The following is a 26,731-nucleotide window of genomic DNA, read 5'->3' as shown; positions in this document are numbered from 1 at the left end:
CGGGTGTCTCAGGATCTGATAATATCTCCCTGCCTCAGCAGGTCTAATAATTGGGGAACCAAATTTGTTACCAATTGTTCACCATCCAGATGAATCTCTGGCGATTCAGGCGCTTCGTATACCGAATCAATTCCGGTGAAATTGCGCAACTCCCCCGACCTGGCTTTTTTATACAGCCCTTTTGGGTCGCGCGCTTCGCACGTTGCTAATGGCGTATCGACAAAAACCTCAATAAAACGCCCTGCGCCAACGCGCTCGCGGACCATTTTTCGCTCGGCGCGATGCGGAGAGATAAAGGCGGTCAGAACTACCAGACCGGCATCCACCATCAGGTTAGCCACCTCGCCAACCCGACGGATATTCTCCTTACGATCAGCATCGCTAAACCCCAGATCGCTGCACAGGCCGTGACGCACGTTATCGCCATCCAGCAGATAAGTGCTGACGCCCAGCTTGTGCAACGCTTCTTCCAGCGCTCCCGCTACGGTAGATTTACCGGAGCCAGACAGTCCGGTAAACCACAGCACAACACCACGGTGACCGTGGCGTTGCTCCCGCTGTTGCGGTGTAACAGGATGGGCATGCCAGACGACGTTTTCGTCATGCAGCGCCATTATTTGCCTCCCTGCAGATCGCGCGCACCCCAGTGTGGGAAGTGGCGACGCACCAGCGCATTCAGCTCCAGTTCAAACGCGCTGAACTGAGAAGCGGCGGCTTGCTCCTGGATGATAGGCTCACGCACCAGCCCCGCGCCGACGGTGACGTTAGTCAGGCGGTCAATGATAATCAACCCACCCGTAACCGGGTTCTGCTGATAGGTATCCAACACCAGCGGTTCATCAAACGTCAGATTAACCAGACCAATGCCGTTCAGCGGTAACGCGTCGACCTCACGCTGGGTCAGGTTGTTAATATCGACCTGGTACTGCACGGTATCCACGCGCGCGCGGGTCTTCTTGCCGGCAACTTTGATGTCGTAACTCTGCCCCGGCGACAGCGGCTGTTCCGCCATCCACACCACATCAACGGCTGCGCTTTGTACCGCTGGCAACGCTTCACCTGCATCCAGCAGCAGGTCGCCCCGGCTGATATCAATCTCATCTTTCAGCACCAGGGTGATCGCTTCACCGGCATACGCTTGCTGTAAATCACCATCAAAGGTAACGATCCGCGCCACGCTCGACTCAACGCCGGACGGTAACACCTTGACGCGTTGTCCTACCTGCACGCGACCGGAGGCCAGCGTTCCGGCATAACCACGAAAATCCAGATTTGGTCGGTTCACATACTGCACCGGGAAACGCATCGGCTGGGTATCGACAATGCGCTGGATCTCAACGGTTTCCAGCACTTCAAGCAGCGTCGGGCCACTGTACCATGGCATGCTGACGCTTGGCGAAGCCACGTTATCGCCTTCCAGCGCGGAGAGCGGCACAAAGCGGATATCCAGGTTGCCCGGCAGTTGTTCAGCAAACGTGAGATAGTCTTCGCGGATGCGGTTAAATGTCTCTTCGCTAAAGCTCACCAGATCCATTTTGTTGATCGCTACCACCAGGTGCTTGATCCCAAGCAGCGTAGAGATAAAGCTGTGACGACGGGTCTGATCCAGCACGCCTTTACGCGCATCGATCAACAGGATCGCCAGGTCGCAGGTCGACGCACCGGTCGCCATGTTGCGGGTGTACTGTTCGTGACCGGGGGTATCCGCAATAATAAATTTGCGCTTCTCGGTGGAGAAATAACGATAAGCCACGTCGATGGTGATGCCCTGCTCGCGCTCGGCCTGCAAGCCGTCAACCAATAGCGCCAGATCGAGTTTTTCGCCTTGGGTGCCGTGGCGTTTACTGTCGTTATGCAGCGATGAGAGCTGATCTTCATAGATCTGCCGGGTATCGTGCAGCAGTCGACCAATCAGGGTACTTTTCCCGTCATCCACGCTACCGCAGGTTAAAAAACGCAGCAGGCTTTTGTGTTGCTGAGCAACCATCCAGGCTTCAACGCCGCCTTCATTAGCAATTTGTTGTGCAAGTGTCGTATTCATGGCGGCTCCTTAGAAATACCCCTGACGTTTCTTCAGCTCCATGGAGCCCGCCTGGTCGCGGTCAATCACGCGGCCCTGACGTTCACTGGTGGTTGAGACCAGCATCTCTTCAATAATTTCCGGCAGCGTCTGCGCGTTAGACTCCACCGCGCCGGTCAGCGGCCAGCAGCCAAGCGTGCGGAAACGCACCATGCGCTTTTTAATCACTTCGCCGGGTTGCAGATCGATTCTGTCGTCATCAATCATCATCAACATACCATCGCGCTCCAGCACCGGACGCTCAGCCGCCAGGTACAGCGGTACGATGTCGATATTTTCCAACCAGATGTACTGCCAGATATCCTGTTCGGTCCAGTTAGAGAGCGGGAATACGCGAATGCTTTCGCCTTTGTTAATTTGTCCGTTGTAGTTGTGCCACAGTTCCGGACGCTGATTTTTCGGGTCCCAGCGATGGAAGCGATCGCGGAAGGAGTAAATGCGCTCTTTGGCGCGCGATTTCTCCTCATCACGGCGTGCGCCGCCGAACGCGGCGTCAAAACCGTATTTATTCAGCGCCTGCTTAAGCCCTTCGGTTTTCATAATATCGGTATGCTTGGCGCTGCCGTGGACAAAGGGGTTGATGCCCATCGCCACCCCTTCCGGGTTTTTATGCACCAGCAGTTCGCAACCGTAGGCTTTCGCCGTGCGGTCACGAAATTCATACATCTCGCTAAATTTCCAACCGGTATCAACGTGCAGCAAGGGGAACGGCAGCGTGCCAGGATAAAACGCTTTGCGCGCCAGATGCAGCATTACGCTGGAATCTTTGCCGATGGAATACATCATCACCGGATTAGAAAACTCGGCGGCCACCTCACGAATGATATGGATGCTTTCCGCTTCCAATTGCCGCAGGTGGGTAAGTCGTTTTTGATCCATAACCGTTCCTATGTAATGCCGTTATTTTGCTAACGATGCTCAGATAACCTGACTATAGGGAGGGCAAGGAGGCGAATGAAATTACGAATTGGAATGAGTAGTTCCTCAAAGGAATAACGATCTGGAAAAGCAAATATCAAAAAGTGCTTAAGCCACCGGATTTCGGGCATTTAGGAGCAAATGAAATTGTTTTACCGCGATCACGGTTTCATACTAGCGGCTAAAAATTTCTGCTTGGTATTTAAGGACTCACTATGTTTTCCGCATTGCGCCACCTGACTACCGCCCTGGCGCTCGGCGCGTGCTTTATCCTTCCCGCACAGGCAACATCTTCGAAGCCCGGAGATTTCGCAAATACCCAGGCACGCTACATCGCCACATTCTTCCCAGGCCGTGTGACGGGTTCTCCGGCAGAAATGTTATCTGCTGATTATATACGTCAGCAATTTCAGCAGATGGGCTATAGCAGTGATATTCGGACGTTTAACAGCCGCTATATTTATACCGCCAAAGATAATCGTAAAAACTGGCATAACGTAACGGGCAGTACCGTCATTGCAGCCCATGAAGGCAAAGCGCCACAGCAGATTATTATCATGGCGCACCTCGACACCTACGCTGCGCAAAGCGACGCCGATTCCGATGCCAATCTGGGTGGATTAACCCTACAGGGTATCGACGACAACGCCGCAGGGGTGGGCGTGATGCTGGAGCTGGCTGAACGACTCAAAAATGTGCCGACGCAGTACGGTATTCGCTTTATCGCCACCAGCGGTGAAGAGGAAGGCAAACTCGGCGCAGAGAACATCCTTAAGCGAATGAGCGCCGCCGAGAAGAAAAATACGCTGCTGGTTATCAACCTCGATAACCTGATCGTTGGCGATAAGCTCTATTTCAACAGCGGGAAAAGAACCCCGGAAGCCGTACGAAAACTGACGCGCGACCGGGCGCTGGTCATCGCACGCAGCCGCGGTATTGTCGCCAGCACCAACCCCGGACTGAACAAAGACTATCCGAAAGGTACCGGCTGCTGTAACGACGCAGAGGTGTTCGATAACGCGGGAATTGCCGTCCTTTCCGTTGAAGCGACCAACTGGAGCCTGGGCAAGAAAGATGGCTATCAACAACGCGCCAAAAGCCCTTCATTCCCGGATGGCAACAGCTGGCACGATGTGCGTCTGGATAACCAACAGCATATCGATAAAGCGTTACCTGGGCGAATCGAACACCGCAGCCGCGACGTGGTACGCATCATGCTGCCGCTGGTAAAAGAGCTGGCGAAGGCAGGGTAATCCTGAAAAAAAGAGCCCCGGTAATGCATAACGCTTACCGAGGATCATATTACCCTTCGTGCAGCCCGCACTCGCGCTTCAGCCCGAAGAAGCGCGTCTCTTCTTCCGCCATGCCCGGCTCCCATTTGCGGGTAGTATGCGTATCACCCACCGACAGATAGCCCTGGTCCCACAGCGGGTGATATTTCAGCCCGTGCTTTTGCAGATACTGGTAAACGGTACGGTTATCCCAGTCGATGATCGGCAGCACTTTAAACACACCGCGCTGAATTGCCAGTACCGGCAAATGCGCCCGACTGCCTGACTGCTCGCGGCGCAGGCCCGCAAACCAGGTCTGTGCTTTCAGCTCTTTTAGCGCCCGGTTCATCGGCTCGACTTTGTTGATGTCATTGTATTTCTCAATGCCCTCAACGCCCTGCTCCCACAGTTTGCCATAGCGTGCTTCCTGCCAGGCAGCACTCTCCTTCGCCCGATAGACTTGCAGATTCAGCTTGAGTTTGTCCGTTAACTCGTCAATAAACTGGTAGGTTTCCGGGAACAGATAGCCGGTATCGGTCAGAATTACCGGGATATCCGGGCGGATCTGATTCACCAGATGCAGACTCACCGCCGCCTGAATACCAAAGCTGGAAGAGAGCACGTATTCTCCCGGCAAATTCTCCAGTGCCCACGTCACGCGGCCTTCGGCGTCCAGCTTTTCCAGTTGGCTGTTAGTTTCCGCCAGCGCCATAACGCGTTCAACTTTCGGCAGGTCGTTCAATGCGTGTAGATCAAGTACGGACATGATTACCTCATCTTATGCCTGATAGCGCTACGCTTATCAGGCCTACAAAACCGTCGTGTCACCAGGCAAAGGGAACTTATTCCCAGAAATCACGTGCTGGATCGAGCACCGGGCGAATGATGCCCGCACGCACCGTAAAATCGCCGAAGCCTTCACCCGCCTCGCGCTCTTTCGCCCAGCGCCCAACCAGTTCGTCAATGGAATCGAGAATTTCCGCTTCCGTAATGTTTTCGCGATACATGCGTGGAATACGTGTTCCCATGCGGTTGCCGCCCAGATGCACGTTGTAACGCCCCGGGGCTTTGCCCACCAGACCCAGCTCCGCCAGCATCGCGCGGCCACAGCCGTTCGGGCAGCCGGTCACGCGCATCACGATATGCTCGTCCGGGATGCCGTGTTTTTCCAGAATCGCTTCCACTTTGTCCGTAAACGACGGCAGGAAACGCTCGGCCTCCGCCATCGCCAGCGGACAGGTCGGGAACGACACGCAGGCCATCGAGTTTTCACGCTGCGGTTTCACCGCATTCATCAACCCGTGGTCGCGCGCCAATTTCTCGATCTTCGCTTTCTGGCTTTCCGGCACGCTGGCAATAATCAGGTTCTGGTTAGCGGTGATGCGGAAATCGCCTTTGTGGATCTTCGCGATCTCCAGTAAACCGGTTTTCAGCGGACGTCCAGGATAATCCAGGATACGACCGTTTTCGATAAACAGCGTCAGGTGCCAGTTGTTGTCGATCCCTTTCACCCAACCGATGCGATCGCCACGACCGGTGAACTCATACGGGCGGATCGGCTCAAACTTGATCCCCGCGCGGCGCTCAACCTCTTCCTTAAAGGTGTCGATACCGACGCGCTCCAGGGTATATTTGGTTTTCGCGTTTTTACGGTCGGTACGGTTACCCCAGTCACGCTGGGTCGTCACCACCGCTTCGGCCACGGCCAGGGTATGCTCCAGCGGCAGGAAGCCGAACTCGCTTGCCGTACGCGCGTAGGTTTTCTTATTACCGTGCTCAATAGACAGACCACCGCCGACCAACAGGTTAAAGCCCACCAGCTTGCCGTTTTCTGCAATCGCCACGAAGTTCATGTCGTTGGCGTGCAGATCGATATCATTCTGCGGCGGGATCACCACCGTGGTTTTAAATTTACGCGGCAGATAAGTCGCGCCGAGGATCGGTTCTTCGTCGGTGGTCGCGACCTTCTCCTGATCGAGCCAGATCTCCGCATAGGCGCGGGTGCGCGGCAGCAGATGTTCAGAGATCTTTTTCGCCCACTCGTAGGCCTCGGCGTGCAGCTCGGACTCATACGGGTTGGAGGTGCACAGTACGTTACGGTTCATGTCGTTGGCGGTCGCCAGCGCGTCCAGCCCGACGGAGTGCAACATCTGATGCACCGGCTTGACGTTCTTCTTCAGAATGCCGTGGAACTGGAAGGTCTGACGGTTGGTCAGACGGATGCTGCCGTAAATCGTGTTGTCAGCGGCGAATTTATCGATGGCCTTCCACTGGGTGGTGGTGATCACCCCGCCCGGCAGACGACAGCGCAGCAACATCGCATGGCGCGGCTCCAGCTTCTGCTCGGCGCGCTCGGCGCGAATGTCGCGGTCATCCTGCTGGTACATGCCGTGGAAACGAATCAGCAGGAAATTATCGCCGTGAAAACCGCCGGTCAGACCGTCATTCAGGTCTTCCGCGATGGTGCCGCGCAGGAAATTACTTTCACGCTTCATGCGCTCGGCGTCAGTCAGTTTGCCTTCGACCACTAAAGGCCCTGGGTATTTTTCGCTCATTAGTAGACATCTCGCTGATAACGGCGCTCAACGCGCAGCTCACTTAAAAATTCATCCGCCGCTTCGATGTCCATTGCACCGAACTCAGCAATCACTTCCAGCAATGCTTTTTCGACATCTGCGGCCATGCGCCTGGCGTCGCCGCAGACATAAATGTGGGCACCGTCATTAATCCAGCGCCACAGCTCCGCGCCCTGTTCGCGCAGTTTGTCTTGTACGTAGATTTTTTCTTTTTGATCGCGGGACCAGGCCAGATCGATACGGTTCAGCACGCCTTCTTTCACGTAGCGCTGCCATTCGACCTGATAGAGGAAATCTTCGGTGAAGTGTGGGTTACCGAAGAACAGCCAGTTCTTACCTTCCGCACCGTCGGCGGCGCGCTGCTGCATAAAGGCGCGGAACGGCGCGATACCGGTGCCCGGACCAATCATAATCACCGGGGTCTGCGGGTTCGCCGGCAGGCGGAAGTTGTCGTTGTGCTCAATGAACACGCGCACTTCGCCCTCTTCTTCCACGCGGTCGGCGAGGAAGCTGGAAGCACCACCGGCGCGGGCACGACCTTCGATGTCGTAACGCACGACGCTGACGGTCACGTGCACTTCGCTTTCAACTTCCGCCTGTGAAGAGGCGATAGAGTACAGGCGCGGCGTCAGTGGACGCAGCAGGCCGATTAATGCTTCGGCATCAAGCTGTGCCGGGGAGAAACGCACCATATCGACGATTGGCGTGGTAGCCGCATACTGCTGAAGCTGGGCTTTATCGCCCACCAGCGGCAGCAGCGATTCACTGCGCGTCAGCGTGGCGTAGTTTTCCACGATATTCGCGGTGTTGACCGTCAGCTCAAAATGCCACTCCAGCGCTTCGGCCAGCGGCAGGGTTTTGCCATCAACCGTGACCGGTTCATCCCCTTTCAGCCACAGCAGTTCTACCAGCTCTTTGACCAAAGCCGGATCGTTCTGATACCACACGCCCAGCGCGTCACCCGGCTGATAACGCAGGCCGGAATCACCGAGATCGATTTCGATATGACGGACGTCTTTTTCCGAGTTACGACCGGTAATTTTCTGGTTCACCGACAAGGACGCCGTCAGCGGCGCTTCTTTGGTGTAGGGGCTGGTATGTACTTCATTTACCGCACCGCTCGCTGCAACTTGTACAGACGGTGCTGCAGGCGCACGCGCTTTCAGTATATCAACCAACCGGGCACGCCACTGCGCGGCAGCGGCCTGATATTCGCCGTCGGCATCTACGCGATCGAGCAGACGTTCACCGCCCAGCTCAGCCAGCTTGCTGTCGAAATCTTTACCGGCCTGACAGAAAAATTCGTAAGAGGTATCGCCGAGAGCAAACACGGCGAAAGCAGTGTTATCGAGTTTCGGCGCTTTTTTCGAGAACAGGAATTTATGTAACGCCACAGCTTCTTCCGCTGGTTCGCCTTCTCCCTGAGTCGATGCCACCACAACCAGCAACTTTTCATTGGCGATTTGTTTGAATTTGTAGTCGCCGGCATTGATCAGAGTAACATTGAGCTTCGCGGCAATCAGATCATCGCGCAGGGCTTCCGCCACACGACGCGCATTGCCGGTTTGCGAGGCGGAGATAAGCGTAATCCCCGGCATTTCGGCAACAGGCGCAGGAGCCGCTGCATTCGCCCCCGGCTGCTGATTCAGCACGCCCCAAAAATAACCAGAAACCCACGCAAGCTGCGCGGGAGTGAAATCGGTCGTGGCCGCCTGAAGGCGAGCCAGTTGCTCCGGGTTTAGCGGTAGCAGAGCGGAAGGTGGGGCCTGTGTCGTCATGCGTTGTCATGTTCCAGTAAGCAAAGCTGTTTTTCGTGCCCAAATGACACCAAAAAAAGAAATGAAAATACTCTAAATAATTCGAGTTGCATGAAGGCGGCAAGTGAACGAATCCCAGGAGCTTACTGAAGTAAGTGACTGGGATAAGAGAGTGAAGCCAACACACATGCAGCTCGAAGTATGACGAGTATTAGGTTAACGGCGGGCATAGTAACAATTAAAGAAGGGATAGAAATAACAAATAACCAAATGAACTAACCTGTTTTAGTTATAGTTATTAACAGCAAAATCGATTTAATAAGCATTTGATATATAAATAGTTATTGAACATTATCTTTATGAATGGATTGTTCTGATACTCTGCGCCCTTTTAACTAATGATAAAATTTGCTCTTTACGGTACCCTACGGCGGTTTTTCGCATTCTTGAGAGTAAAAAATGTCCACCACCTTGTTTAAAGATTTCACCTTCGAAGCCGCTCACCGCCTGCCGCATGTACCGGAAGGGCATAAGTGTGGTCGCCTGCATGGTCACTCATTTATGGTGCGTCTTGAAATTACCGGTGAAGTCGATCCGCATACCGGTTGGATCATGGATTTCGCAGAGTTAAAGGCGGCGTTTAAGCCGACTTATGACAGACTTGATCACTACTATCTGAACGATATTCCAGGCTTAGAAAACCCAACCAGCGAAGTGCTGGCAAAATGGATTTGGGAGCAGGTAAAACCGGTTGTCCCTCTGCTGAGCGCAGTGATGGTAAAAGAGACCTGCACAGCGGGTTGCGTGTATCGCGGCGAGTGATTGTGACTTTGCCGGATGGCGATGCGAAGCCCACCCGGCAAAATTTATCAGGCAATATTCAGGTATTTATGGGTCTGCATCGACAGACGCCAGTTACGCGCGATACAGGTATCAATGCACAGACGCGTCGCATCTTCTTTCTGGCTGATTGGCTGTAAGGCAATGATTCGCGGCTTATCATCGCTCAACGTTGCCAGCAGTTCATCCAGCGCTTCAATATCGCGAACGCGGCCGACCGGATGTTTGATTTCATTCGCGCGCTCCAGCGCCTGTGACAGCACATCATAACCACCGCGCATATTCACCTTCGGCGATACGGTCACCCAGGTATTCGGCGTACAGCGTACTTCGTGGGTACCGCTGGTTTCAATCTGGCAGCTAAAGCCGTTCTTTTCCAGCAGGTCAGTCAGCGGCATCAGGTCATGAATGCAGGGCTCACCGCCGGTGATCACCACGTGACGGGCGGTATAGCTCTGACGCTGAATAACAGCCAGCAAATCTTCGCTGCTCGCCGCGCCCCACTTATCGCTCTCTTTCGTTTTAGCCAGGATGCTGTACAGGGAGACTTCCCGATCCTCAAGCTTATCCCAGGTGTGTTTGGTATCGCACCAGGCACAGCCAACCGGGCATCCCTGTAAACGAATAAAAATGGCGGGGACGCCGGTAAAGTAACCCTCACCTTGCAGGGTCTGGAACATCTCGTTAATCGGGTACTGCATAGCGTTCTCAATATGGGGATAAACGCTAATTATCGCAGATCCCCGCCAAAGTATCATGCCCCATCGATGCTTTACGAGGCGATCGCCGCGACAAAGCGTGCCGTTATCTGCTGCGGACGCGTGATAGCGCCTCCAACCACCACAGTATGCGCGCCTAATGCCAGGCAACGTGCGGCGCGTTCCGGGGTATCGACGTTACCTTCCGCCACAACCGGTATGGTGACCGCCGCCAACACCTCACGTAAAAAACCGCAGTCGTTTTCCGCCAGCACATGCCCGGCAGTGTCGGCGGTATAGCCATAGAGCGTGGTGCCCACGCAGTCAAAACCCAGCCGCTCGGCTGTTACCGCCTCATCGACGGTGGCGATATCCGCCATCAGCAGTACGGAGGGGTAGCGGGCGCGGATTTGCGTGACCAGTTCTTCCAGCGTTTGCCCACCGGGGCGCGGTCGCGCTGTCGCATCCAGAGCAATAATTTCCGGCTCAACGGTCATCAGTTCATCCACTTCCTGCAGGGTGGCCGTGATAAATACATCGCTGCCCGGATAATCGCGCTTGATAATCCCTATTACCGGCAGGGAGACGCTCTCTTTGATCGCGCGAATATCTACCACGCTGTTCGCACGGATACCTGCCGCACCGCCCTGCGCTGCCGCCAGCGCCATACGCGACATAATAAACGGGCTGTGCAGGGGTTCATTTTCCAGCGCCTGGCAGGAGACAATTAATTTACCTTTCAGGGAATCCAGTACAGTTTTCATCACGATAAGTTCTCTTCGACTTCATTTTTAATGATGGTGACATGCGGGCCATAAATCACCTGAACACCGTTGCCGCGAATAATTACGCCGCGCGCTCCGGTCGCTTTCAGCGCAGCTTCATCAACCTTGCTGCTCTCTTTCACCGTCACGCGTAAGCGTGTGGCGCAACAGTCCACCTCTTCCAGATTCTCTTTGCCTCCCAGCCCGGCGATGACTGCCGCTGCGCGTTCGCTCTGAGGCAGACCGGACTCCACCTGGGCAGCGCTCTCACGCCCCGGCGTCAGCCAGTTAAAGCGGTTAATCAAATAACGGAAGGTGAAGTAGTAAAGAAAGAACCACGGAACCCCAACCAGGGGGACGTACATCCAGTTGGTTTTCGCTTCCCCCTGTAGCACGCCGAAGAGGAGGAAATCGATCAGTCCCCCCGAAAAGGTTTGCCCAATAGTGATATGTAAAATATGCGCCATCATAAACGCCAGACCATCGAAGAAGGCGTGAATGACATATAACACCGGAGCCACAAACAGGAAGGAGAACTCGATAGGCTCAGTGATGCCGGTCAGGAAAGAGGTCAGGGCCGCTGATAGCAACAGTCCGGCGACAAGCTTTCTGTTCTCCGGTTTTGCCGTGTGGTACATCGCCAGGCATGCGCCAAGCAGGCCAAACATCATGGTGATAAAGCGCCCGGACATAAAGCGCGAGGTACCGGCATAAAACTGCTGCGTATTCGGATCGGCAAGTTGGGCAAAGAAAATACGCTGGGTGCCTTCGACCAGTTGACCGTTGACGATTTCGCTCCCGCCCAGCGCCGTTGTCCAGAATGGCAAATAAAAGATATGGTGTAAACCCAGTGGGCCAAGCATACGCAGAATGAAACCGTACAGTAGCGTCCCCAGATAGCCCGTCGCATCCACCAGACCGCCCAGTCCAAAAATGAGCTTCTGGAAATGCGGCCACACCACCGTCATGATCGCCCCCACCACAATCGCGGCAAGCGAGCTGATAATCGGTACAAAACGCGAACCACTGAAAAAGCCAAGAAACTGAGGGAGTGAGACTTTATTGAAACGGCTATGCAGCGCGCAGGTGACCAGACCAATCACAACCCCACCAAAAACGCCCGTTTCCAGCGTCTGAATGCCCAGCGTCATTCCCTGGCCCACAGCACCTGGATTCTCGTGCGCCAGCGTTCCGTTGAGCGTTAACAAAGCATTGATGGTGGCATTCATCACCAGAAAAGCCAGCAATGCCGCAAGGCCCGCCGTGCCTTTATCCGTTTTCGCCAGTCCCACGGCAACACCAACCGCAAAAAGCACCGACAGGTTGGCAAACACGATAGAACCCGCGCTGGTCATGATCGTGAAGATTGCCTGCAGCCAGTCGACATTCAAGAAAGGGTAGGCCGTCAGCGTATTGGGATTCGACAAAGCCCCTCCAATCCCCAACAACAACCCCGCTGCGGGCAATACCGCAATCGGCAGCATGAACGATTTGCCGAACCGCTGCGCTTTTTCAAACCATGCGCCTGACGAAGCGCCGCTAAATATTTGCATCATTTTTTCATCTCCCCGATCATTGATGAAAATTTTTACCATAATTAATTTTAAAAATGAAAATTACCATCAAAAACCAGGACGCCGATCATACTTTTTTAAAATGACTGGCATCTCTCCCCTGCTTTCCGCCACACTATCGGCAGAGAAACGCATTAAGGATTTTGCATGTCAGAAAATGAAAACCTGCTGCTGAGATTGCGCCAGGGCGTTGATGGATATAGTCGAACTCAACAAAAGCTGGGAGAGTTTGTGCTTAGCGATCCGGCAAGAGTGGTCTATCTGACGATTACCGAACTGGCGCGTGAAAGCGACACCAGTGAGGCGAGCGTCACGCGTCTGTGCCGTACGCTGGGGTGTAAGGGCTATAACGAATTTAAGATGGCGCTGGCACTCGACCTCCGGCAAGGAGAGCCGGTAGAGCACAGCGGTGATGAGATTGACAATGTGGTCAATGAATCCGTGCAAGCGCTGCAGGACACGGCAAAATTACTCGACAGAACATTACTGGAAGCAGCCGCTCTGGCGCTGCATCAGGCTCAGTCGGTACAAATTTATGGCGTAGCGGCCAGCGCTATTCTGGGGGAATATTTACATTACAAACTCCTGCGCCTCGGCAAACCCGCGCAATTGTTCAGCGACATGCACCGTGCTGCTATGAACGCTACAACGCTAAGCAAAGATACGCTGGTAGTGGCGATATCCAGTTCGGGATCCACGCGCGATCTGCTGCATGTCGTAAAGCTGGCGCGTAAGCAAGGTGTACGCGTACTGGCGCTAAGTAATACACCGCGTAGTCCACTGGCATCGCTGAGTGATATTCAACTGGTCGCAGCCAAACCAGAAGGTCCGTTGAGCGCCGGCGCGCTAAACGCCAAGGTGGGTGTCATGCTGTTGGTGGAACTGCTCACCACGTCGCTGATTGGACTGGATGAAAAGTACAGCGATGTGAGCCAGCAAACGGCGAGTGCGACCTTACCACTACTACTTTAAAGGCATAAAAAAACCCGCCGCAGCGGGTTTTTACGTTAAGAGTTAAAGAACAGGATTACGCCTGACCTTTGATCTCTTTACGACCGTTGTACGGAGCTTGTTCGCCCAACGCTTCTTCGATACGAATCAGCTGGTTGTACTTAGCTACGCGGTCAGAACGGCTCATAGAACCGGTTTTGATCTGGCCTGCAGCGGTACCAACAGCCAGGTCAGCGATGGTAGCGTCTTCAGTTTCGCCAGAACGGTGAGAGATGACAGCGGTGTAGCCAGCGTCTTTCGCCATTTTGATCGCAGCCAGAGTTTCGGTCAGAGAACCGATCTGGTTGAATTTGATCAGGATGGAGTTAACGATGCCTTTTTCGATGCCTTCTTTCAGGATTTTGGTGTTGGTTACGAACAGATCGTCACCAACCAGCTGGATTTTGTCGCCCAGAACTTTAGTCTGGTATGCGAAACCGTCCCAGTCAGACTCGTCCAGACCATCTTCGATGGACACGATCGGGTACTGTTTGGTCAGTTCTTCCAGGAAGTGGGTGAATTCTTCGGAGGTGAACGCTTTGTTGCCTTCGCCAGCCAGAACGTATTTACCGTCTTTGTAGAATTCAGAAGCTGCACAGTCCATCGCCAGAGTGATGTCTTTGCCCAGCTCGTAGCCAGCTGCTTTAACCGCTTCAGCGATTACAGCCAGAGCTTCAGCGTTGGAGCCCAGGTTCGGCGCGTAGCCGCCTTCGTCACCAACTGCAGTGTTCATACCTTTAGCTTTCAGAACTTTAGCCAGGTTGTGGAACACTTCAGAACCCATACGTACGGCTTCTTTCAGAGTCTTAGCGCCAACCGGCTGAATCATGAACTCCTGGATGTCGACGTTGTTGTCAGCGTGCTCACCACCGTTGATGATGTTCATCATCGGAACCGGCATGGAGTATTTGCCCGGAGTACCGTTCAGTTCAGCGATGTGCGCATACAGCGGCAGGCCTTTAGCAGCAGCTGCTGCTTTGGCGTTCGCCAGGGACACAGCCAGGATGGCGTTTGCACCGAAGTTGGATTTGTTTTCAGTACCGTCCAGATCGATCATGATCTTGTCGATGCCAGCCTGATCTTTAGCATCTTTACCCAGCAGAGCCTGAGCAATTGGGCCGTTAACAGCTGCAACAGCTTTCAGTACGCCTTTACCCATGAAACGGGATTTGTCGCCATCGCGCAGTTCCAGTGCTTCGCGGGAACCAGTAGAAGCACCTGACGGAGCTGCTGCCATACCAACGAAACCACCTTCCAGGTGTACTTCGGCTTCAACAGTCGGGTTACCACGGGAGTCGATGATTTCACGACCGATGATTTTAACGATTTTGGACATTAGGTTTTCCTCAGTACAAGTTAAACTAAAACTCCAGACAAACAATGCACCCGAATGGGTGCATTGCCGTTCTAACTTTTTACTTCTTACTTCGCCTGACGCTTCTGATGTTCACTGGCGGCTTTCACAAAGCCGGCAAACAGCGGGTGCCCATCACGTGGCGTGGAAGTAAATTCCGGGTGGAACTGACAGGCCACGAACCACGGATGATTCGGTACCTCGATGATCTCGACCAACTGATCATCACCGGAACGGCCTGCAACACGCAGACCAGCAGCTTCAATCTGTTTCAACAGCATATTGTTGACTTCGTAGCGGTGACGGTGGCGTTCAACGATTGTCGGCGTGCCGTACAGTTGACGGACCAGGCTTTCATCGCTCAGCTGACACTGCTGCGCGCCAAGACGCATGGTGCCACCCAGATCGCTCTTCTCGGTACGGACTTCGACGTTGCCGTCTTCGTCACGCCATTCGGTAATCAGAGCCACCACCGGGTACTTACAGTCTGGCACAAATTCCGTGGAGTTGGCGTTGTCCATACCCACTACGTTACGCGCAAACTCAATCAACGCAACCTGCATACCCAGGCAAATGCCCAGATAAGGAATATTGTTCTCACGCGCAAAGCGCGCCGTCGCGATTTTACCTTCAACACCACGGTAGCCGAAGCCGCCAGGGATCAGGATAGCATCAAGACCTTTCAGGATCTCAACGCCGCGCGTTTCGACATCCTGCGAATCGATCAGCTTGATGTTGACGGTGACACGATTCTTCAGACCACCGTGTTTCAGCGCTTCAATCACTGACTTATAGGCGTCCGGCAGTTCAATGTACTTGCCGACCATACCGATAGTCACTTCACCTGCCGGATTCGCTTCTTCGTAGATAACCTGCTCCCATTCTGACAGATTAGCTTCCGGACAGTTCAAGCTGAATCGTTTACAAATATAATCGTCAAGGCCCTGGGATTTCAACAGGCCCGGAATTTTATAGATGGAATCGACATCTTTCAGAGAAATCACCGCTTTTTCCGGAACGTTACAGAACAATGCAATTTTCGCACGTTCATTCGCCGGAACTGCGCGATCGGAGCGGCAGATCAGGATATCTGGCTGAATACCGATAGAAAGCAGCTCTTTTACAGAGTGCTGAGTCGGTTTCGTTTTGACTTCACCTGCCGCCGCCATGTACGGAACCAGCGTCAGATGCATAAACAGCGTGTGCTCACGGCCAATTTCTACGGCCATTTGGCGAATCGCTTCAAGGAACGGCAGAGATTCGATATCCCCAACAGTTCCGCCGATTTCGACCAGAACAACATCATGACCTTCACCGCCTTCCAGAACGCGCTCTTTAATTGCGTTGGTGATATGCGGGATAACCTGAACAGTAGCGCCCAGATAGTCGCCACGGCGTTCTTTACGCAGAACGTCAGAGTAGATACGCCCCGTGGTGAAGTTGTTGCGGCGGCTCATTTTCGTACGGATGAAACGCTCATAGTGACCCAGGTCCAGGTCGGTTTCAGCGCCGTCTTCGGTAACGAACACTTCCCCGTGTTGGATTGGGCTCATAGTACCCGGATCGACGTTGATGTACGGATCCAGTTTCATCATGGTCACGTTGAGGCCACGGGCTTCAAGAATGGCTGCGAGGGAGGCTGCGGCAATGCCTTTTCCCAGAGAGGATACGACCCCGCCGGTCACAAAAATATAGTTCGTTGTCATGCTGGACCTGAGAAGTTAGGGTGAAACGATGGAATTACCAAGACGGGAAAGTAGTATACCCGAACATGACGAGCGCCACAAACTTTCATTATCCCTCCTCTTCACCAGGCTCACATTAACATCGGGAGTGAGAAAATAGCCCCTTTGGGGTAAATGTTTTTGACGTAAATCAAGCGCTTGTTATTTAAAAAATCACACAAAACGCCCTTGACCGACGAAATCCCTTAGAGATCAATTTCCTGCCGTTTTACCTGTTGCCAGACTTCTTCCATCGTTTCCAGATCAACACCCGTCATTTCCAGACCACGAGCAGCGACAATTCGCTCAACTTCACGAAAACGTCGTTCAAATTTCTCGTTCGCTTTTTGTAACGCAGTCTCGGCTTTTGTCCCCAGATGACGAGCCATGTTGACTGTGGCAAACAGCAGATCGCCCATTTCCTCCTCCAGTTTAGCCTGGTCGACAACAGCCTGCTTTGCCTCAAACATGACTTCGTCGATCTCTTCATAAACCTTGTCGACAACCGGTCCTAATGTTTTCCAATCGAAGCCAACATTAGAGCAGCGTTTCTGGATTTTCTGGGCGCGCATTAACGCCGGTAAACTGCGGGGAATATCGTCGAGTGCGGAATGCTGTGCTTTCCCGGCGCGTTCTTCGCTTTTAATTTGCTCCCAGCGGGTTAGCACTTCAGTACTGTTGCTGGCAGAAACATCAGCGAATACATGCGGATGCCGGCGTTCAAGCTTATCGCTGATGGCGGCGCAGATATCATTGAAATCAAAACGGCCTTCTTCCTGCGCCATCTGGGCATAAAATACCACCTGGAACAGCAGGTCGCCGAGCTCTCCGCGCAGATCGTCGAAGTCTTCACGCGCAATCGCATCCAGTACTTCATAGGTTTCTTCGAGAGTGTAAGGGGCAATAGTGGCGAATGTCTGCTCTTTATCCCACGGACAGCCGTTTTCCGGGTCGCGCAAGCGCTGCATAATACCGAGCAGTCGATCGATTTGGTTCATGTGAAAATCCTGAAATTTCAATACGGTAGGCCGGATAAGGCGATAGCCGACATCCGGCAACATGGCAATGCCTGATGGCAACGCTAACGCGTTTTATCAGGCCTACAAGATTATCCGGCCTACAAAATAATTAATTACCGTGCAACCGCCGTGCGTCGATCACATCCGGCACCTGGTTCAGCTTGCCAAGCACGCGTCCGAGCACCTGCAGGTTATAGATTTCGATGGTCATATCGATGGTGGCCAACTGTTGTTTGGTATCGCTCCGGCTGGCAACCCCCAGCACGTTCACTTTCTCGTTGGCAAGAATGGTGGTGATATCACGCAATAAACCGCTGCGATCGTTGGCCTGTACGCGAACCACCAGCGAATATCCCGCCGAGTAGCTTTCGCCCCAAACCGCATCAACAATCCGCTCCGGCGCGTGTGAACGCAGCTCTGCCAACTGTTCGCAATCGGCCCGGTGCACGGAAATACCGCGCCCCTGGGTGATAAACCCAACGATTTCATCGCCAGGAATCGGCTGGCAGCAGCGCGCGATGTGGTGCATCAGGTTACCGACCCCTTCCACCACGACGCGACCATCGTCTTTACGGCGACTCTGCGGCGCCTGGGTTTTCTGCTGAAGCTGTTTCAGCGCGGCTGCATCCTGCTCGGCAGCGCTGGGCTTATTAAACTGCGCCTGCAGGAAGTTCACCATCTGGTTGAGACGGATGTCTCCTCCGCCAATCGCCGCCAGCAGTTCATCCAGTTCATTGAAGCTGTAGCGCGGCAGCAGATGTTTTTCCGCCTCTTTCAGGCTAATGCCCAGGTGCGCAAGCTCATCGTCGAGGATCTGGCGGCCCGCAAGGATGTTTTTGTCACGATCTTGTTTACGGAACCAGGCGTGGATCTTCGAGCGACCACGGCTGGTGGTCACATAGCCAAGGTTAGGGTTCAACCAGTCACGGCTTGGGTTTGGCTGTTTCTGGGTGATAATTTCAATTTGATCGCCCATCTGTAACTGGTAGGTAAACGGTACGATGCGCCCACCAATTTTCGCGCCAATGCAACGATGCCCTACATCACTGTGAATGTGGTAAGCAAAGTCCAGCGGCGTGGAGCCTGCAGGTAAGTCAACAACGTCACCTTTTGGCGTAAAGACGTAAACCCGGTCATCGAAGACCTGGCTGCGCACTTCATCCAGCATTTCGCCGGAATCCGCCATCTCTTCCTGCCAGGCGATCAGCTTACGCAGCCACGCAATGCGGTCTTCATGCCCAGAACGCGCCGCGCCTGACGCAGTCCCTTCTTTGTACTTCCAGTGCGCCGCCACGCCCAGTTCGGCATCTTCATGCATCTGTTTAGTGCGGATCTGGATTTCAATGGTTTTTCCACCCGGCCCCAACACAACCGTATGGATCGACTGGTAGCCGTTGGGTTTCGGATTAGCGACGTAATCATCGAACTCATCCGGCAGATGGCGATAGTGAGTATGTACTATCCCGAGCGCGGCATAGCAGTCCTGTAGACGCTCCGCCACGATGCGCACCGCGCGCACATCGAACAGTTCATCGAAGGCTAACTGCTTTTTCTGCATTTTACGCCAGATGCTGTAGATATGCTTCGGACGCCCGTACACTTCGGCTTTGACGCCTTCCGTTTTCATTTCTGAGCGCAGATGACCAACGAACTCTTCAATATAGTGTTCGCGATCGATGCGACGCTCGTGCAGCAGCTTAGCAATGCGTTTGTATTCGGCCGGGTGCAGGTAGCGGAAGCAGTAATCTTCCAGCTCCCATTTTAATTGTCCGATGCCCAAACGGTTGGCCAGCGGCGCATAGATATTGGTGCACTCTTTTGCCGCCAGAACGCGTTCATCTTCCGGTGCGTCTTTCACTTCACGCAGATGCGCGATCCTCTCCGCCAGCTTGATGACCACGCAGCGGAAATCATCCACCATTGCCAGCAGCATACGGCGGACGTTATCGACCTGCTCGGAAGAGACTGAATCGGTATGCGTGGCTTTCAGCTGGCGTATCGCCGCCATATCGCGCACGCCATGGATAAGATGCACAATGGATTTACCCACGCTTTCGCGCAGGATGTCCTCACTGACCACGTTGGCATCCGCCAGAGGAAACAGCATTGCCGCACGCAGCGTGTCGATATCCATGCTCAACATAGAGAGTATTTCTACCATCTCCACGCCACGCCATAGCAGCAAATCCGCATCAGGATGTCCCTGTGTTTGCTGCTGGCAGTACGCCCAGGTTTCGGCTAAGCGTTCACACGACTGCTGGCTGGAGATTCCCAGACTCGCGATCCATTTCTTGGGATCAAACTCACCAGCTTTATTTATATGTGCACTTCTTACCGCAACCATTGTCCTCTCCTTTAGGGGCCTGGCCTGTCGAAGTCGACAAGCCATACCCATTGTCTTTCATGCTGCATTACAACCCGAAATCCAATGGGTACAAATTTCATTACAAACGCTCAAACAGGACCATCGATTCCAGGTGTCCAGTGTGCGGGAACATATCGAGCATTGCCAGTCGCCGTATGGCATATCCCGCGTTGAGCAAAGCGTCGCTGTCACGAGCCAGTGTTGCGGGGTTACAGGATACATAAACAACGCGACCAGGGCTTAATTTTATAATATGTTGCATCACACCGGCAGCCCCCGCACGCGCAGGATCGAGCAATACTTTGTCGAATCCGTTTTTCGCCCACGGCTGCTGGGTAACATCCTCCTCAAGGTTTTCATGAAAGAATGTCACGTTGTGTAATCCGTTATTCAGCGCGTTTTCCCGGGCTTTTTCGACCAGCGCCGGTACTCCTTCAACCCCCACCACGCTTGCTGCCCGCACAGCCAGCGGCAGAGTAAAATTCCCCATACCGCAGAACAGATCGAGCACGCGATCTTCAGGTCGCACATCCAGCCATTCCAGCGCACAGGCGACCATTTTTTGGTTTACCCCTGCATTGACCTGAATAAAATCACGCGGGCTGAAGCTTAACCGTAGTCCATTTGAGTCATACCAGGGCGATTCTTCTGATACTGATTCCAGTATCTCGCTTTGCGGGGCCAGAAACAAAGACAGCCCCTGAGAATGCGAAAAGCATTCCAGTTTTTCTTTATCCGCAGCACTTAATGGCGCCGTGTGGCGCAAAATCATCAACGCACCGCTCCCTGCCTGCACCAGCTCAACATGACCGAGATGACGTAACCCTTGCAAACTCTCCAGACACGCCCTGATGTGGGGCAACAGCGCTTCAAGTTGGGGCACCAGAATAGGGCATTGTTTGACATCAATAATGTCGCTGGAACCGGATTTGCGAAAACCCATCTGCAATTTTTGTTCTTTTGACCGATAGTTCAGGCTCAAACGTGCGCGACGACGATAGCCCCACGGGGTATCAGCTATAACATCCGACACTTCACATTTCATTAAACGCGCTAACGCCGCGCTTTTGCTACGCTGCTGCAACGGGATGCTGGCGTGCTGCTGCTGGCAACCGCCACAGACGCCAAAATGCGGGCAACGTGGCACTTCACGTTGTGGACTGTCGTTTAAACGTCGTTTTACTTGCGCGCGGGCGAACTGTTTTTTATCTTCGGTAATCACCACCTCTGCGCTTTCCTGGGGTAGCAATTCCGGTATAAACAAAGCCTTTCCGTTATGGCGAGCGACACCCTGACCAAAAGGATCGAGGTCATTGACGGTAACGGTTATGATCTGACGCGTCGTCACGCGTCGTTTTGCAGAGTAGAATTGCGCCATCGACGAGATATTTCTCTATTTAACAGTGTGACCCTAATTGTCCCATAACGGAACTCCATGACCAACTACAGCCTGCGCGCACGCATGATGATTCTGATCCTGGCCCCGACCGTCCTGATTGGTTTGCTGCTCAGTATCTTTTTTGTTGTGCATCGCTATAACGACTTGCAGCGTCAACTGGAAGATGCCGGCGCCAGTATCATAGAGCCACTGGCGGTCTCCAGCGAATATGGCATGAACCTGCAAAACAGGGAATCCATCGGCCAGCTCATCAGCGTGCTGCATCGCCGCCATTCCGATATCGTGCGGGCAATTTCTGTCTATGACGAGAACAACCGGCTGTTTGTCACCTCCAATTTTCATCTCGATCCGTCTGAAATGCAGCTGGCGACCGGTTCACCGTTTCCCCGTAAGCTGAGCGTCACCCGGCTCGGGGATATCATGATCCTGCGAACGCCAATTATATCGGAAAGCTATTCGCCGGATGAATCTGCCATAAGCGACGCCAAAAATACGCAAAATATGCTGGGGTATGTAGCGCTTGAACTGGACCTCAAGTCGGTTCGACTGCAGCAATATAAAGAGATCTTTATCTCCAGCGTAATGATGCTGTTTTGTATTGGTATTGCGTTAATTTTCGGCTGGCGTCTGATGCGCGACGTAACCGGCCCGATTCGCAACATGGTGAATACCGTTGACCGTATACGTAGAGGGCAGCTCGACAGCCGTGTGGAAGGTTTCATGCTGGGCGAGCTGGATATGCTCAAAAACGGTATCAACTCGATGGCGATGTCTCTTGCAGCCTACCATGAAGAGATGCAGCACAATATCGATCAGGCGACTTCCGACCTGCGTGAAACCCTGGAGCAGATGGAAATTCAGAACGTCGAACTGGATCTGGCGAAAAAACGCGCCCAGGAGGCGGCCCGAATTAAGTCTGAGTTTCTGGCTAACATGTCGCACGAGCTACGCACCCCGCTGAATGGCGTGATTGGCTTTACGCGCCTGACGCTGAAAACCGAGCTTAACACCACGCAACGCGATCACCTGAACACGATTGAGCGATCGGCCAACAATCTGCTGGCCATCATCAATGATGTGCTCGATTTCTCCAAACTGGAAGCGGGCAAGCTCATTCTGGAAAGCATTCCGTTCCCGCTACGCAGCACGCTGGATGACGTCGTCACGCTGTTAGCGCATTCCTCCCATGATAAAGGGCTTGAGCTGACGCTGAATATTAAGAATGATGTGCCGGACAACGTCATCGGCGACCCGCTGCGCTTACAGCAGGTCATTACCAATCTGGTCGGCAATGCCATCAAATTTACCGAAGGCGGTAATATCGACATTCTGGTCGAGAAACGCGCCCTCAGTAACACGAAAGTGCAAATTGAAGTGCAAATCCGCGATACCGGCATCGGAATCCCTGAGCGCGATCAGTCACGCCTGTTCCAGGCCTTCCGTCAGGCGGACGCCAGTATTTCCCGCCGCCACGGCGGTACCGGACTGGGTCTGGTCATTACGCAAAAACTGGTCAACGAAATGGGCGGGGATATCTCCTTCCATAGCCAGCCGAACCGCGGATCCACCTTCTGGTTTCATATTAGTCTCGATCTCAACCCTAACGTTCTCATCGATCGCTCGACAACCCGGTGCCTTGCTGGTAAACGACTGGCTTATGTCGAACCTAACGCCACTGCCGCGCAATGCACGTTAGATATATTAAGTGAAACGCCGCTGGAGGTGATTTACAGCCCTTCATTCTCCGGGCTGCCGAAGGATCACTACGATATTCTGCTGATTGGCATTCCGGTCACGTTGCGCGAACCGCTCACCATGCAACATGAGCGGCTGGCAAGCGCAGCGGCGATGACCGATTTCCTGTTATTAGCCCTGCCCTGTCACGCACAGATTAACGCCGAGAAATTGAAACAAGGCGGCGCGGCGGCGTGTCTGCTGAAGCCTCTCACCTCAACCCGACTGCTGCCTGCGCTGACAGAGTATTGCCAGTTGAACTACAGCGCGGATCAGCCATTGCCAGATGAAAGCAAAATCGCCATGACCGTTATGGCGGTGGACGACAACCCGGCGAACCTCAAGCTGATCGGCGCACTGCTGGAAGATAAGGTACAGCACGTCGTACTCTGCGACAGCGGGCACCAGGCGGTGGATCGCGCCAAACAGATGCCGTTTGATCTGATCCTGATGGATATTCAGATGCCCGACATGGACGGTATTCGCGCCTGCGAACTGATCCACCAGTTGCCTCATCAACAACAGACGCCAGTTATTGCGGTCACCGCGCATGCGATGGCCGGGCAAAAAGAGAAGCTGCTCAGCGCCGGGATGAATGATTACCTGGCGAAGCCTATCGAAGAAGATAAGCTGCACAATCTCCTGTTACGCTACAAACCCGGCGCGGCCACATCGCTTAGGGCACTCGCAGTTGAACCTCCGGAGCCGGTCGTCAATCCGAATACTACGCTCGACTGGCAACTGGCATTAAGACAAGCCGCGGGGAAAAACGATCTGGCGCGGGATATGCTGCAAATGCTGCTCGATTTTCTACCCGAGGTGCGCAACAAAATTGAAGAACAACTGGTAGGCGAAAACCCTGAAGGGCTGGTGGATATGATTCATAAGCTGCACGGTAGTTGCGGCTATAGCGGCGTCCCGCGCATGAAAAACCTGTGCCAGCTCATTGAGCAACAATTACGTAGCGGGACCAAAGAAGAAGAGCTGGAGCCTGAGTTTTTAGAGCTGCTGGATGAAATGGACAACGTTGCCCGCGAAGCGAAGAGGTTGTTGGGCTGATATTCGCCGGATAGTGGCGTGACCGCCTTATCCGGCCTGTAACTCAGCGTAACTGTTGCCCCGCTTTCAGCGTCGCAGCCACGTTGCGCGCGGTCATTCGTACGTTCTCACTCGCGTTCTTCAGCGCCTCATCCAGCGAACAAATGGTATAGATGACGCTGAAAACCGCATCCAGCCCATGCTGGTGTACAACACCGACATCCGCCGTCAGGCTACCGGCAATGCCGATCACCGGTTTGTTGTAACGCTTTGCGATCTTCGCCACGCCAACCGGAACCTTACCGTGAATAGTCTGGCTGTCGATACGCCCTTCACCTGTCACCACTAAGTCTGCATCCGCAACGCAGGCATCCAGGCGTAACGCATCCGTCACGATCTCAATACCGCGGCGTAGCTGTGCGCCGCAAAACGCATACAGCGCCGCCCCCATACCGCCAGCAGCGCCACCGCCGGCCAGCTCCAGCACATTGACGTCCAGATCGCGCGCGATCAGTTGCGCATAGTGCGTAAGCGCCCGATCAAGACGCGGAATCATCTCCGCCGTCGCCCCCTTTTGTGGGCCAAAGACCACTGAGGCTCCTTCTTTACCGGTCAACGGGTTAGTGACGTCGCAGGCCACTTCGATACGACATCCGGCAAGACGTGGGTCTAACTGCGAGATATCAATCCGGGTGAGCGATTCCAGGCCCATCGCGCCATGGGCAATATCTTCATCTTGCGCATCCAGCAACCTTGCACCCAGCGCCTGCACCATACCAGCACCGCCATCATTGGTGGCGCTACCGCCAATCCCGATGATGATATGCTCCACACCCGCATCCAGCGCATGACGAATTAGCTCCCCGGTTCCCCAGGAGGTGGTTTTCAGCGGATCGCGTAAATTAGCAGGAACCTGCTCCAGCCCGCTGGCGGCTGCCATTTCAATAAACGCCGTGCGCTCATCGCCGGATAAACCATAAAAAGCCTGAATTGTATTGCCCAAAGGGCCGGTAACATCAACATGCACAAGGTGGCCTTGCGTAGCGGCAACCATCGCTTCGACCGTTCCCTCACCGCCATCTGCGACCGGGATCTTCACGTAATCCGCCTCAGGCCAGATCTCACGGAATCCCAGTTCAATCGCCGTTGCGACTTCAAGCGCACTCAAACTTTCCTTATAGGAATCCGGTGCGATCACTATTTTCATAAAGCATCCTTACGCATGTTGACTGTGTTAAGCATACACCAGGAGGAAAACCGCTCCATTCATGGGAGCGGTCCCAGTCCGCTTAGCGTACCATGCACGGGCGCTTATTATCAAATGTCCAGTTCGGGATCAGATACTGCATTCCCATCGCATCATCACGTGCACCCAGTCCATGTTGCTGATACAGCTCATGCGCTTTCATCACCTGATCCATATCCAGCTCCACGCCCAGGCCCGGTTTCGCCGGAACCTGCACCATACCGCCCTTGATTGCAAAAGGTTCTTTGGTCAGTCGCTGGTTACCTTCCTGCCAGATCCAATGGGTATCGATAGCGGTAATTTTCCCAGGCGCCGCCGCCGCGACATGAGTAAACATCGCCAGCGAAATATCAAAGTGGTTGTTAGAGTGCGAGCCCCAGGTCAGCCCGAACTCATGGCACATCTGCGCCACGCGAACAGAACCCTGCATCGTCCAGAAGTGCGGATCCGCCAGCGGGATATCCACGGACTGCAACGACAGGGTATGCCCCATCTGACGCCAGTCGGTAGCGATCATATTGGTCGCCGTCGGCAGCCCGGTAGCTCGACGGAATTCCGCCATCACTTCACGACCGGAGAAGCCCTGCTCTGCGCCGCACGGATCTTCCGCATAAGCCAGCGATCCTTTCAGGTACTTACCAATTTTAATCGCTTCATTCAGCGACCATGCGCCGTTGGGATCGAGCGTGACGCGCGCCTGTGGAAAGCGTTTCGCCAGCGCCACAATAGATTCCGCTTCTTCTTCCCCGGCCAGTACGCCGCCTTTCAGTTTGAAGTCGTTGAAACCATATTTCTCATACGCTGCTTCCGCCAGACGCACTACCGCGTCCGGGGTCATAGCCTCTTCATGACGCAAGCGATACCAGTCGCATTTTTCATCCGGTTGGCTTTGATACGGCAGCGGCGTCGCTTTACGGTTACCAACGAAGAACAGATAGCCAAGCATTTCGACTTCGCTACGCTGCTGACCATCGCCCAGCAGAGATGCGACGTTGACGCCCAGATGCTGACCTAACAGATCCAACATCGCCGCTTCGATCCCGGTAACCACATGAATAGTGGTACGTAAATCGAAAGTCTGCAAACCACGGCCACCGGCATCACGATCGGCAAACGTATTTCGTACCGCGTTCAGTACGTTTTTGTACTCACCCAGCGTTTTACCCACCACCAGCGGAATGGCATCTTCCAGGGTCTGACGAATTTTTTCGCCGCCAGGAATTTCCCCTACCCCGGTATGGCCAGAGTTATCTTTAATAATCACAATATTACGTGTAAAGAACGGGGCATGAGCACCGCTCAGGTTCATCAGCATGCTGTCATGGCCCGCAACCGGGATCACCTGCATAGAGGTCACGACGGGGGTAGTAAATTGTGCGCTCAT

At 53.9% G+C, this 26,731-nt stretch carries 20 protein-coding genes; 4 read left to right on the top strand and 16 right to left on the bottom strand.

From position 1 onward, the window contains the following. Nucleotides 1–8: 8 nt before the first annotated feature. Genes cysC through cysD form a run of 3 tightly spaced genes read right to left on the bottom strand, consistent with a single transcriptional unit; the run spans nt 9 to nt 2,959 of the window. Nucleotides 9–614 (bottom strand): adenylyl-sulfate kinase, encoded by a 606-nt coding sequence (cysC, locus tag KQJ18_RS01985; RefSeq protein WP_069324554.1) that lies wholly within the window; start codon nt 612–614, stop codon nt 9–11. Then, entirely contained in the window at nt 614–2,041 is a 1,428-nt protein-coding gene (gene cysN, locus KQJ18_RS01980) for a sulfate adenylyltransferase subunit CysN (protein WP_216421319.1), read from the bottom strand. The genes cysC and cysN overlap by 1 nt, the downstream gene beginning before the upstream one ends. 9 nt (nt 2,042–2,050) lie before the next feature. Then, entirely contained in the window at nt 2,051–2,959 is a 909-nt protein-coding gene (gene cysD, locus KQJ18_RS01975; protein ID WP_003034152.1) for a sulfate adenylyltransferase subunit CysD, read from the bottom strand. Between the two features lie 254 nt (nt 2,960–3,213). Here cysD and KQJ18_RS01970 point away from each other — a divergent pair, with 254 nt between their 5' ends. Then, on the top strand, nt 3,214–4,251 hold the full coding sequence (locus tag KQJ18_RS01970) for an aminopeptidase (RefSeq protein WP_159121415.1): 1,038 nt from the start codon (nt 3,214–3,216) through the stop codon (nt 4,249–4,251). A gap of 49 nt (nt 4,252–4,300) precedes the next feature. On the opposite strand, the gene cysH is transcribed toward KQJ18_RS01970, so the two are convergent. From cysH to cysJ, 3 genes are all read right to left on the bottom strand, one after another. Then, the gene (cysH, locus tag KQJ18_RS01965) at nt 4,301–5,035 is read right to left on the bottom strand and encodes a phosphoadenosine phosphosulfate reductase (protein WP_216421317.1); all 735 of its coding nucleotides are present in this window, start codon (nt 5,033–5,035) and stop codon (nt 4,301–4,303) included. Between the two features lie 76 nt (nt 5,036–5,111). Next, on the bottom strand, nt 5,112–6,824 hold the full coding sequence (gene cysI, locus KQJ18_RS01960; protein WP_069324551.1) for an assimilatory sulfite reductase (NADPH) hemoprotein subunit: 1,713 nt from the start codon (nt 6,822–6,824) through the stop codon (nt 5,112–5,114). After that, nucleotides 6,824–8,623, bottom strand: a complete 1,800-nt coding sequence (cysJ, locus tag KQJ18_RS01955; protein ID WP_216421315.1) for an NADPH-dependent assimilatory sulfite reductase flavoprotein subunit — start codon at nt 8,621–8,623, stop codon at nt 6,824–6,826. The genes cysI and cysJ overlap by 1 nt, the downstream gene beginning before the upstream one ends. A gap of 438 nt (nt 8,624–9,061) precedes the next feature. On the opposite strand from cysJ, the gene queD reads away from it, so the two are divergent. Continuing rightward, nucleotides 9,062–9,424 carry a 6-carboxytetrahydropterin synthase QueD gene (queD, locus tag KQJ18_RS01950; RefSeq protein WP_137351637.1) on the top strand — a complete coding sequence of 121 codons (363 nt, stop codon included), beginning with the start codon at nt 9,062–9,064 and terminating at the stop codon, nt 9,422–9,424. Nucleotides 9,425–9,471: 47 nt separating this feature from the next. Here queD and queE read toward each other — a convergent pair whose 3' ends face one another. The 3 genes from queE to KQJ18_RS01935 form a co-directional block, all read right to left on the bottom strand. Continuing rightward, nucleotides 9,472–10,143 carry a 7-carboxy-7-deazaguanine synthase QueE gene (gene queE / locus KQJ18_RS01945; protein WP_038633185.1) on the bottom strand — a complete coding sequence of 224 codons (672 nt, stop codon included), beginning with the start codon at nt 10,141–10,143 and terminating at the stop codon, nt 9,472–9,474. A gap of 71 nt (nt 10,144–10,214) precedes the next feature. Further along, nucleotides 10,215–10,904: an N-acetylmannosamine-6-phosphate 2-epimerase gene (locus tag KQJ18_RS01940; protein ID WP_069324549.1), complete on the bottom strand. Its 690-nt coding sequence runs from the start codon at nt 10,902–10,904 to the stop codon at nt 10,215–10,217. Continuing rightward, the gene (locus tag KQJ18_RS01935; RefSeq protein ID WP_216421313.1) at nt 10,904–12,460 is read right to left on the bottom strand and encodes a maltose/glucose-specific PTS transporter subunit IIC; all 1,557 of its coding nucleotides are present in this window, start codon (nt 12,458–12,460) and stop codon (nt 10,904–10,906) included. Before KQJ18_RS01935 ends, KQJ18_RS01940 begins: the two co-directional genes overlap by 1 nt. Nucleotides 12,461–12,625: 165 nt before the next feature. Between KQJ18_RS01935 and KQJ18_RS01930 the strand changes: the two genes are divergently transcribed. Then, nucleotides 12,626–13,450, top strand: coding sequence for a MurR/RpiR family transcriptional regulator (locus KQJ18_RS01930; RefSeq protein ID WP_087856940.1), 825 nt, complete (start codon nt 12,626–12,628; stop codon nt 13,448–13,450). Nucleotides 13,451–13,505: 55 nt separating this feature from the next. Here KQJ18_RS01930 and eno read toward each other — a convergent pair whose 3' ends face one another. From eno to rlmD, 5 genes are all read right to left on the bottom strand, one after another. Next, entirely contained in the window at nt 13,506–14,804 is a 1,299-nt protein-coding gene (gene eno / locus KQJ18_RS01925) for a phosphopyruvate hydratase (RefSeq protein WP_003034129.1), read from the bottom strand. A gap of 86 nt (nt 14,805–14,890) precedes the next feature. Further along, nucleotides 14,891–16,528, bottom strand: a complete 1,638-nt coding sequence (gene pyrG / locus KQJ18_RS01920) for a CTP synthase (glutamine hydrolyzing) (protein WP_005130912.1) — start codon at nt 16,526–16,528, stop codon at nt 14,891–14,893. A 224-nt stretch (nt 16,529–16,752) separates the two neighbouring features. Continuing rightward, nucleotides 16,753–17,544, bottom strand: a complete 792-nt coding sequence (gene mazG / locus KQJ18_RS01915; RefSeq protein ID WP_085048930.1) for a nucleoside triphosphate pyrophosphohydrolase — start codon at nt 17,542–17,544, stop codon at nt 16,753–16,755. A 130-nt stretch (nt 17,545–17,674) separates the two neighbouring features. Next, nucleotides 17,675–19,909 carry a GTP diphosphokinase gene (gene relA, locus KQJ18_RS01910; protein ID WP_042310708.1) on the bottom strand — a complete coding sequence of 745 codons (2,235 nt, stop codon included), beginning with the start codon at nt 19,907–19,909 and terminating at the stop codon, nt 17,675–17,677. A 100-nt stretch (nt 19,910–20,009) separates the two neighbouring features. Further along, entirely contained in the window at nt 20,010–21,308 is a 1,299-nt protein-coding gene (gene rlmD / locus KQJ18_RS01905; RefSeq protein WP_038633202.1) for a 23S rRNA (uracil(1939)-C(5))-methyltransferase RlmD, read from the bottom strand. A 57-nt stretch (nt 21,309–21,365) separates the two neighbouring features. Between rlmD and barA the strand changes: the two genes are divergently transcribed. Then, complete coding sequence (barA, locus tag KQJ18_RS01900; RefSeq protein WP_204527595.1) at nt 21,366–24,122, top strand: two-component sensor histidine kinase BarA; 2,757 nt, start codon at nt 21,366–21,368, stop codon at nt 24,120–24,122. 43 nt (nt 24,123–24,165) lie between these two features. On the opposite strand, the gene KQJ18_RS01895 is transcribed toward barA, so the two are convergent. Together KQJ18_RS01895 and gudD are read right to left on the bottom strand one after the other, a co-directional pair. Beyond that, complete coding sequence (locus tag KQJ18_RS01895) at nt 24,166–25,308, bottom strand: glycerate kinase (protein WP_204527596.1); 1,143 nt, start codon at nt 25,306–25,308, stop codon at nt 24,166–24,168. 82 nt (nt 25,309–25,390) lie between these two features. Then, the gene (gudD, locus tag KQJ18_RS01890; RefSeq protein ID WP_042310713.1) at nt 25,391–26,731 is read right to left on the bottom strand and encodes a glucarate dehydratase; all 1,341 of its coding nucleotides are present in this window, start codon (nt 26,729–26,731) and stop codon (nt 25,391–25,393) included.

The sequence above is a fragment of the Citrobacter sp. S55_ASV_140 genome (assembly GCF_018919505.1).
Taxonomy (GTDB): Bacteria; Pseudomonadota; Gammaproteobacteria; order Enterobacterales; family Enterobacteriaceae; genus Citrobacter; species Citrobacter werkmanii.
The sequence above is the reverse complement of the archived record's forward strand: the minus strand, read 5'-3'. Positions and strand labels throughout refer to the sequence as shown.

Excerpts from the sequence above, each read along its gene's own strand:
- cysC (WP_069324554.1), bottom strand. The coding sequence starts at position 614 with ATGGCGCTGCATGACGAAAACGTCGTCTGGCATGCCCATCCTGTTACA.
- cysN (WP_216421319.1), bottom strand. The coding sequence starts at position 2,041 with ATGAATACGACACTTGCACAACAAATTGCTAATGAAGGCGGCGTTGAA.
- cysD (WP_003034152.1), bottom strand. The coding sequence starts at position 2,959 with ATGGATCAAAAACGACTTACCCACCTGCGGCAATTGGAAGCGGAAAGC.
- KQJ18_RS01970 (WP_159121415.1), top strand. The coding sequence starts at position 3,214 with ATGTTTTCCGCATTGCGCCACCTGACTACCGCCCTGGCGCTCGGCGCG.
- cysH (WP_216421317.1), bottom strand. The coding sequence starts at position 5,035 with ATGTCCGTACTTGATCTACACGCATTGAACGACCTGCCGAAAGTTGAA.
- cysI (WP_069324551.1), bottom strand. The coding sequence starts at position 6,824 with ATGAGCGAAAAATACCCAGGGCCTTTAGTGGTCGAAGGCAAACTGACT.
- cysJ (WP_216421315.1), bottom strand. The coding sequence starts at position 8,623 with ATGACGACACAGGCCCCACCTTCCGCTCTGCTACCGCTAAACCCGGAG.
- queD (WP_137351637.1), top strand. The coding sequence starts at position 9,062 with ATGTCCACCACCTTGTTTAAAGATTTCACCTTCGAAGCCGCTCACCGC.
- queE (WP_038633185.1), bottom strand. The coding sequence starts at position 10,143 with ATGCAGTACCCGATTAACGAGATGTTCCAGACCCTGCAAGGTGAGGGT.
- KQJ18_RS01940 (WP_069324549.1), bottom strand. The coding sequence starts at position 10,904 with ATGAAAACTGTACTGGATTCCCTGAAAGGTAAATTAATTGTCTCCTGC.
- KQJ18_RS01935 (WP_216421313.1), bottom strand. The coding sequence starts at position 12,460 with ATGATGCAAATATTTAGCGGCGCTTCGTCAGGCGCATGGTTTGAAAAA.
- KQJ18_RS01930 (WP_087856940.1), top strand. The coding sequence starts at position 12,626 with ATGTCAGAAAATGAAAACCTGCTGCTGAGATTGCGCCAGGGCGTTGAT.
- eno (WP_003034129.1), bottom strand. The coding sequence starts at position 14,804 with ATGTCCAAAATCGTTAAAATCATCGGTCGTGAAATCATCGACTCCCGT.
- pyrG (WP_005130912.1), bottom strand. The coding sequence starts at position 16,528 with ATGACAACGAACTATATTTTTGTGACCGGCGGGGTCGTATCCTCTCTG.
- mazG (WP_085048930.1), bottom strand. The coding sequence starts at position 17,544 with ATGAACCAAATCGATCGACTGCTCGGTATTATGCAGCGCTTGCGCGAC.
- relA (WP_042310708.1), bottom strand. The coding sequence starts at position 19,909 with ATGGTTGCGGTAAGAAGTGCACATATAAATAAAGCTGGTGAGTTTGAT.
- rlmD (WP_038633202.1), bottom strand. The coding sequence starts at position 21,308 with ATGGCGCAATTCTACTCTGCAAAACGACGCGTGACGACGCGTCAGATC.
- barA (WP_204527595.1), top strand. The coding sequence starts at position 21,366 with ATGACCAACTACAGCCTGCGCGCACGCATGATGATTCTGATCCTGGCC.
- KQJ18_RS01895 (WP_204527596.1), bottom strand. The coding sequence starts at position 25,308 with ATGAAAATAGTGATCGCACCGGATTCCTATAAGGAAAGTTTGAGTGCG.
- gudD (WP_042310713.1), bottom strand. The coding sequence starts at position 26,731 with ATGAGCGCACAATTTACTACCCCCGTCGTGACCTCTATGCAGGTGATC.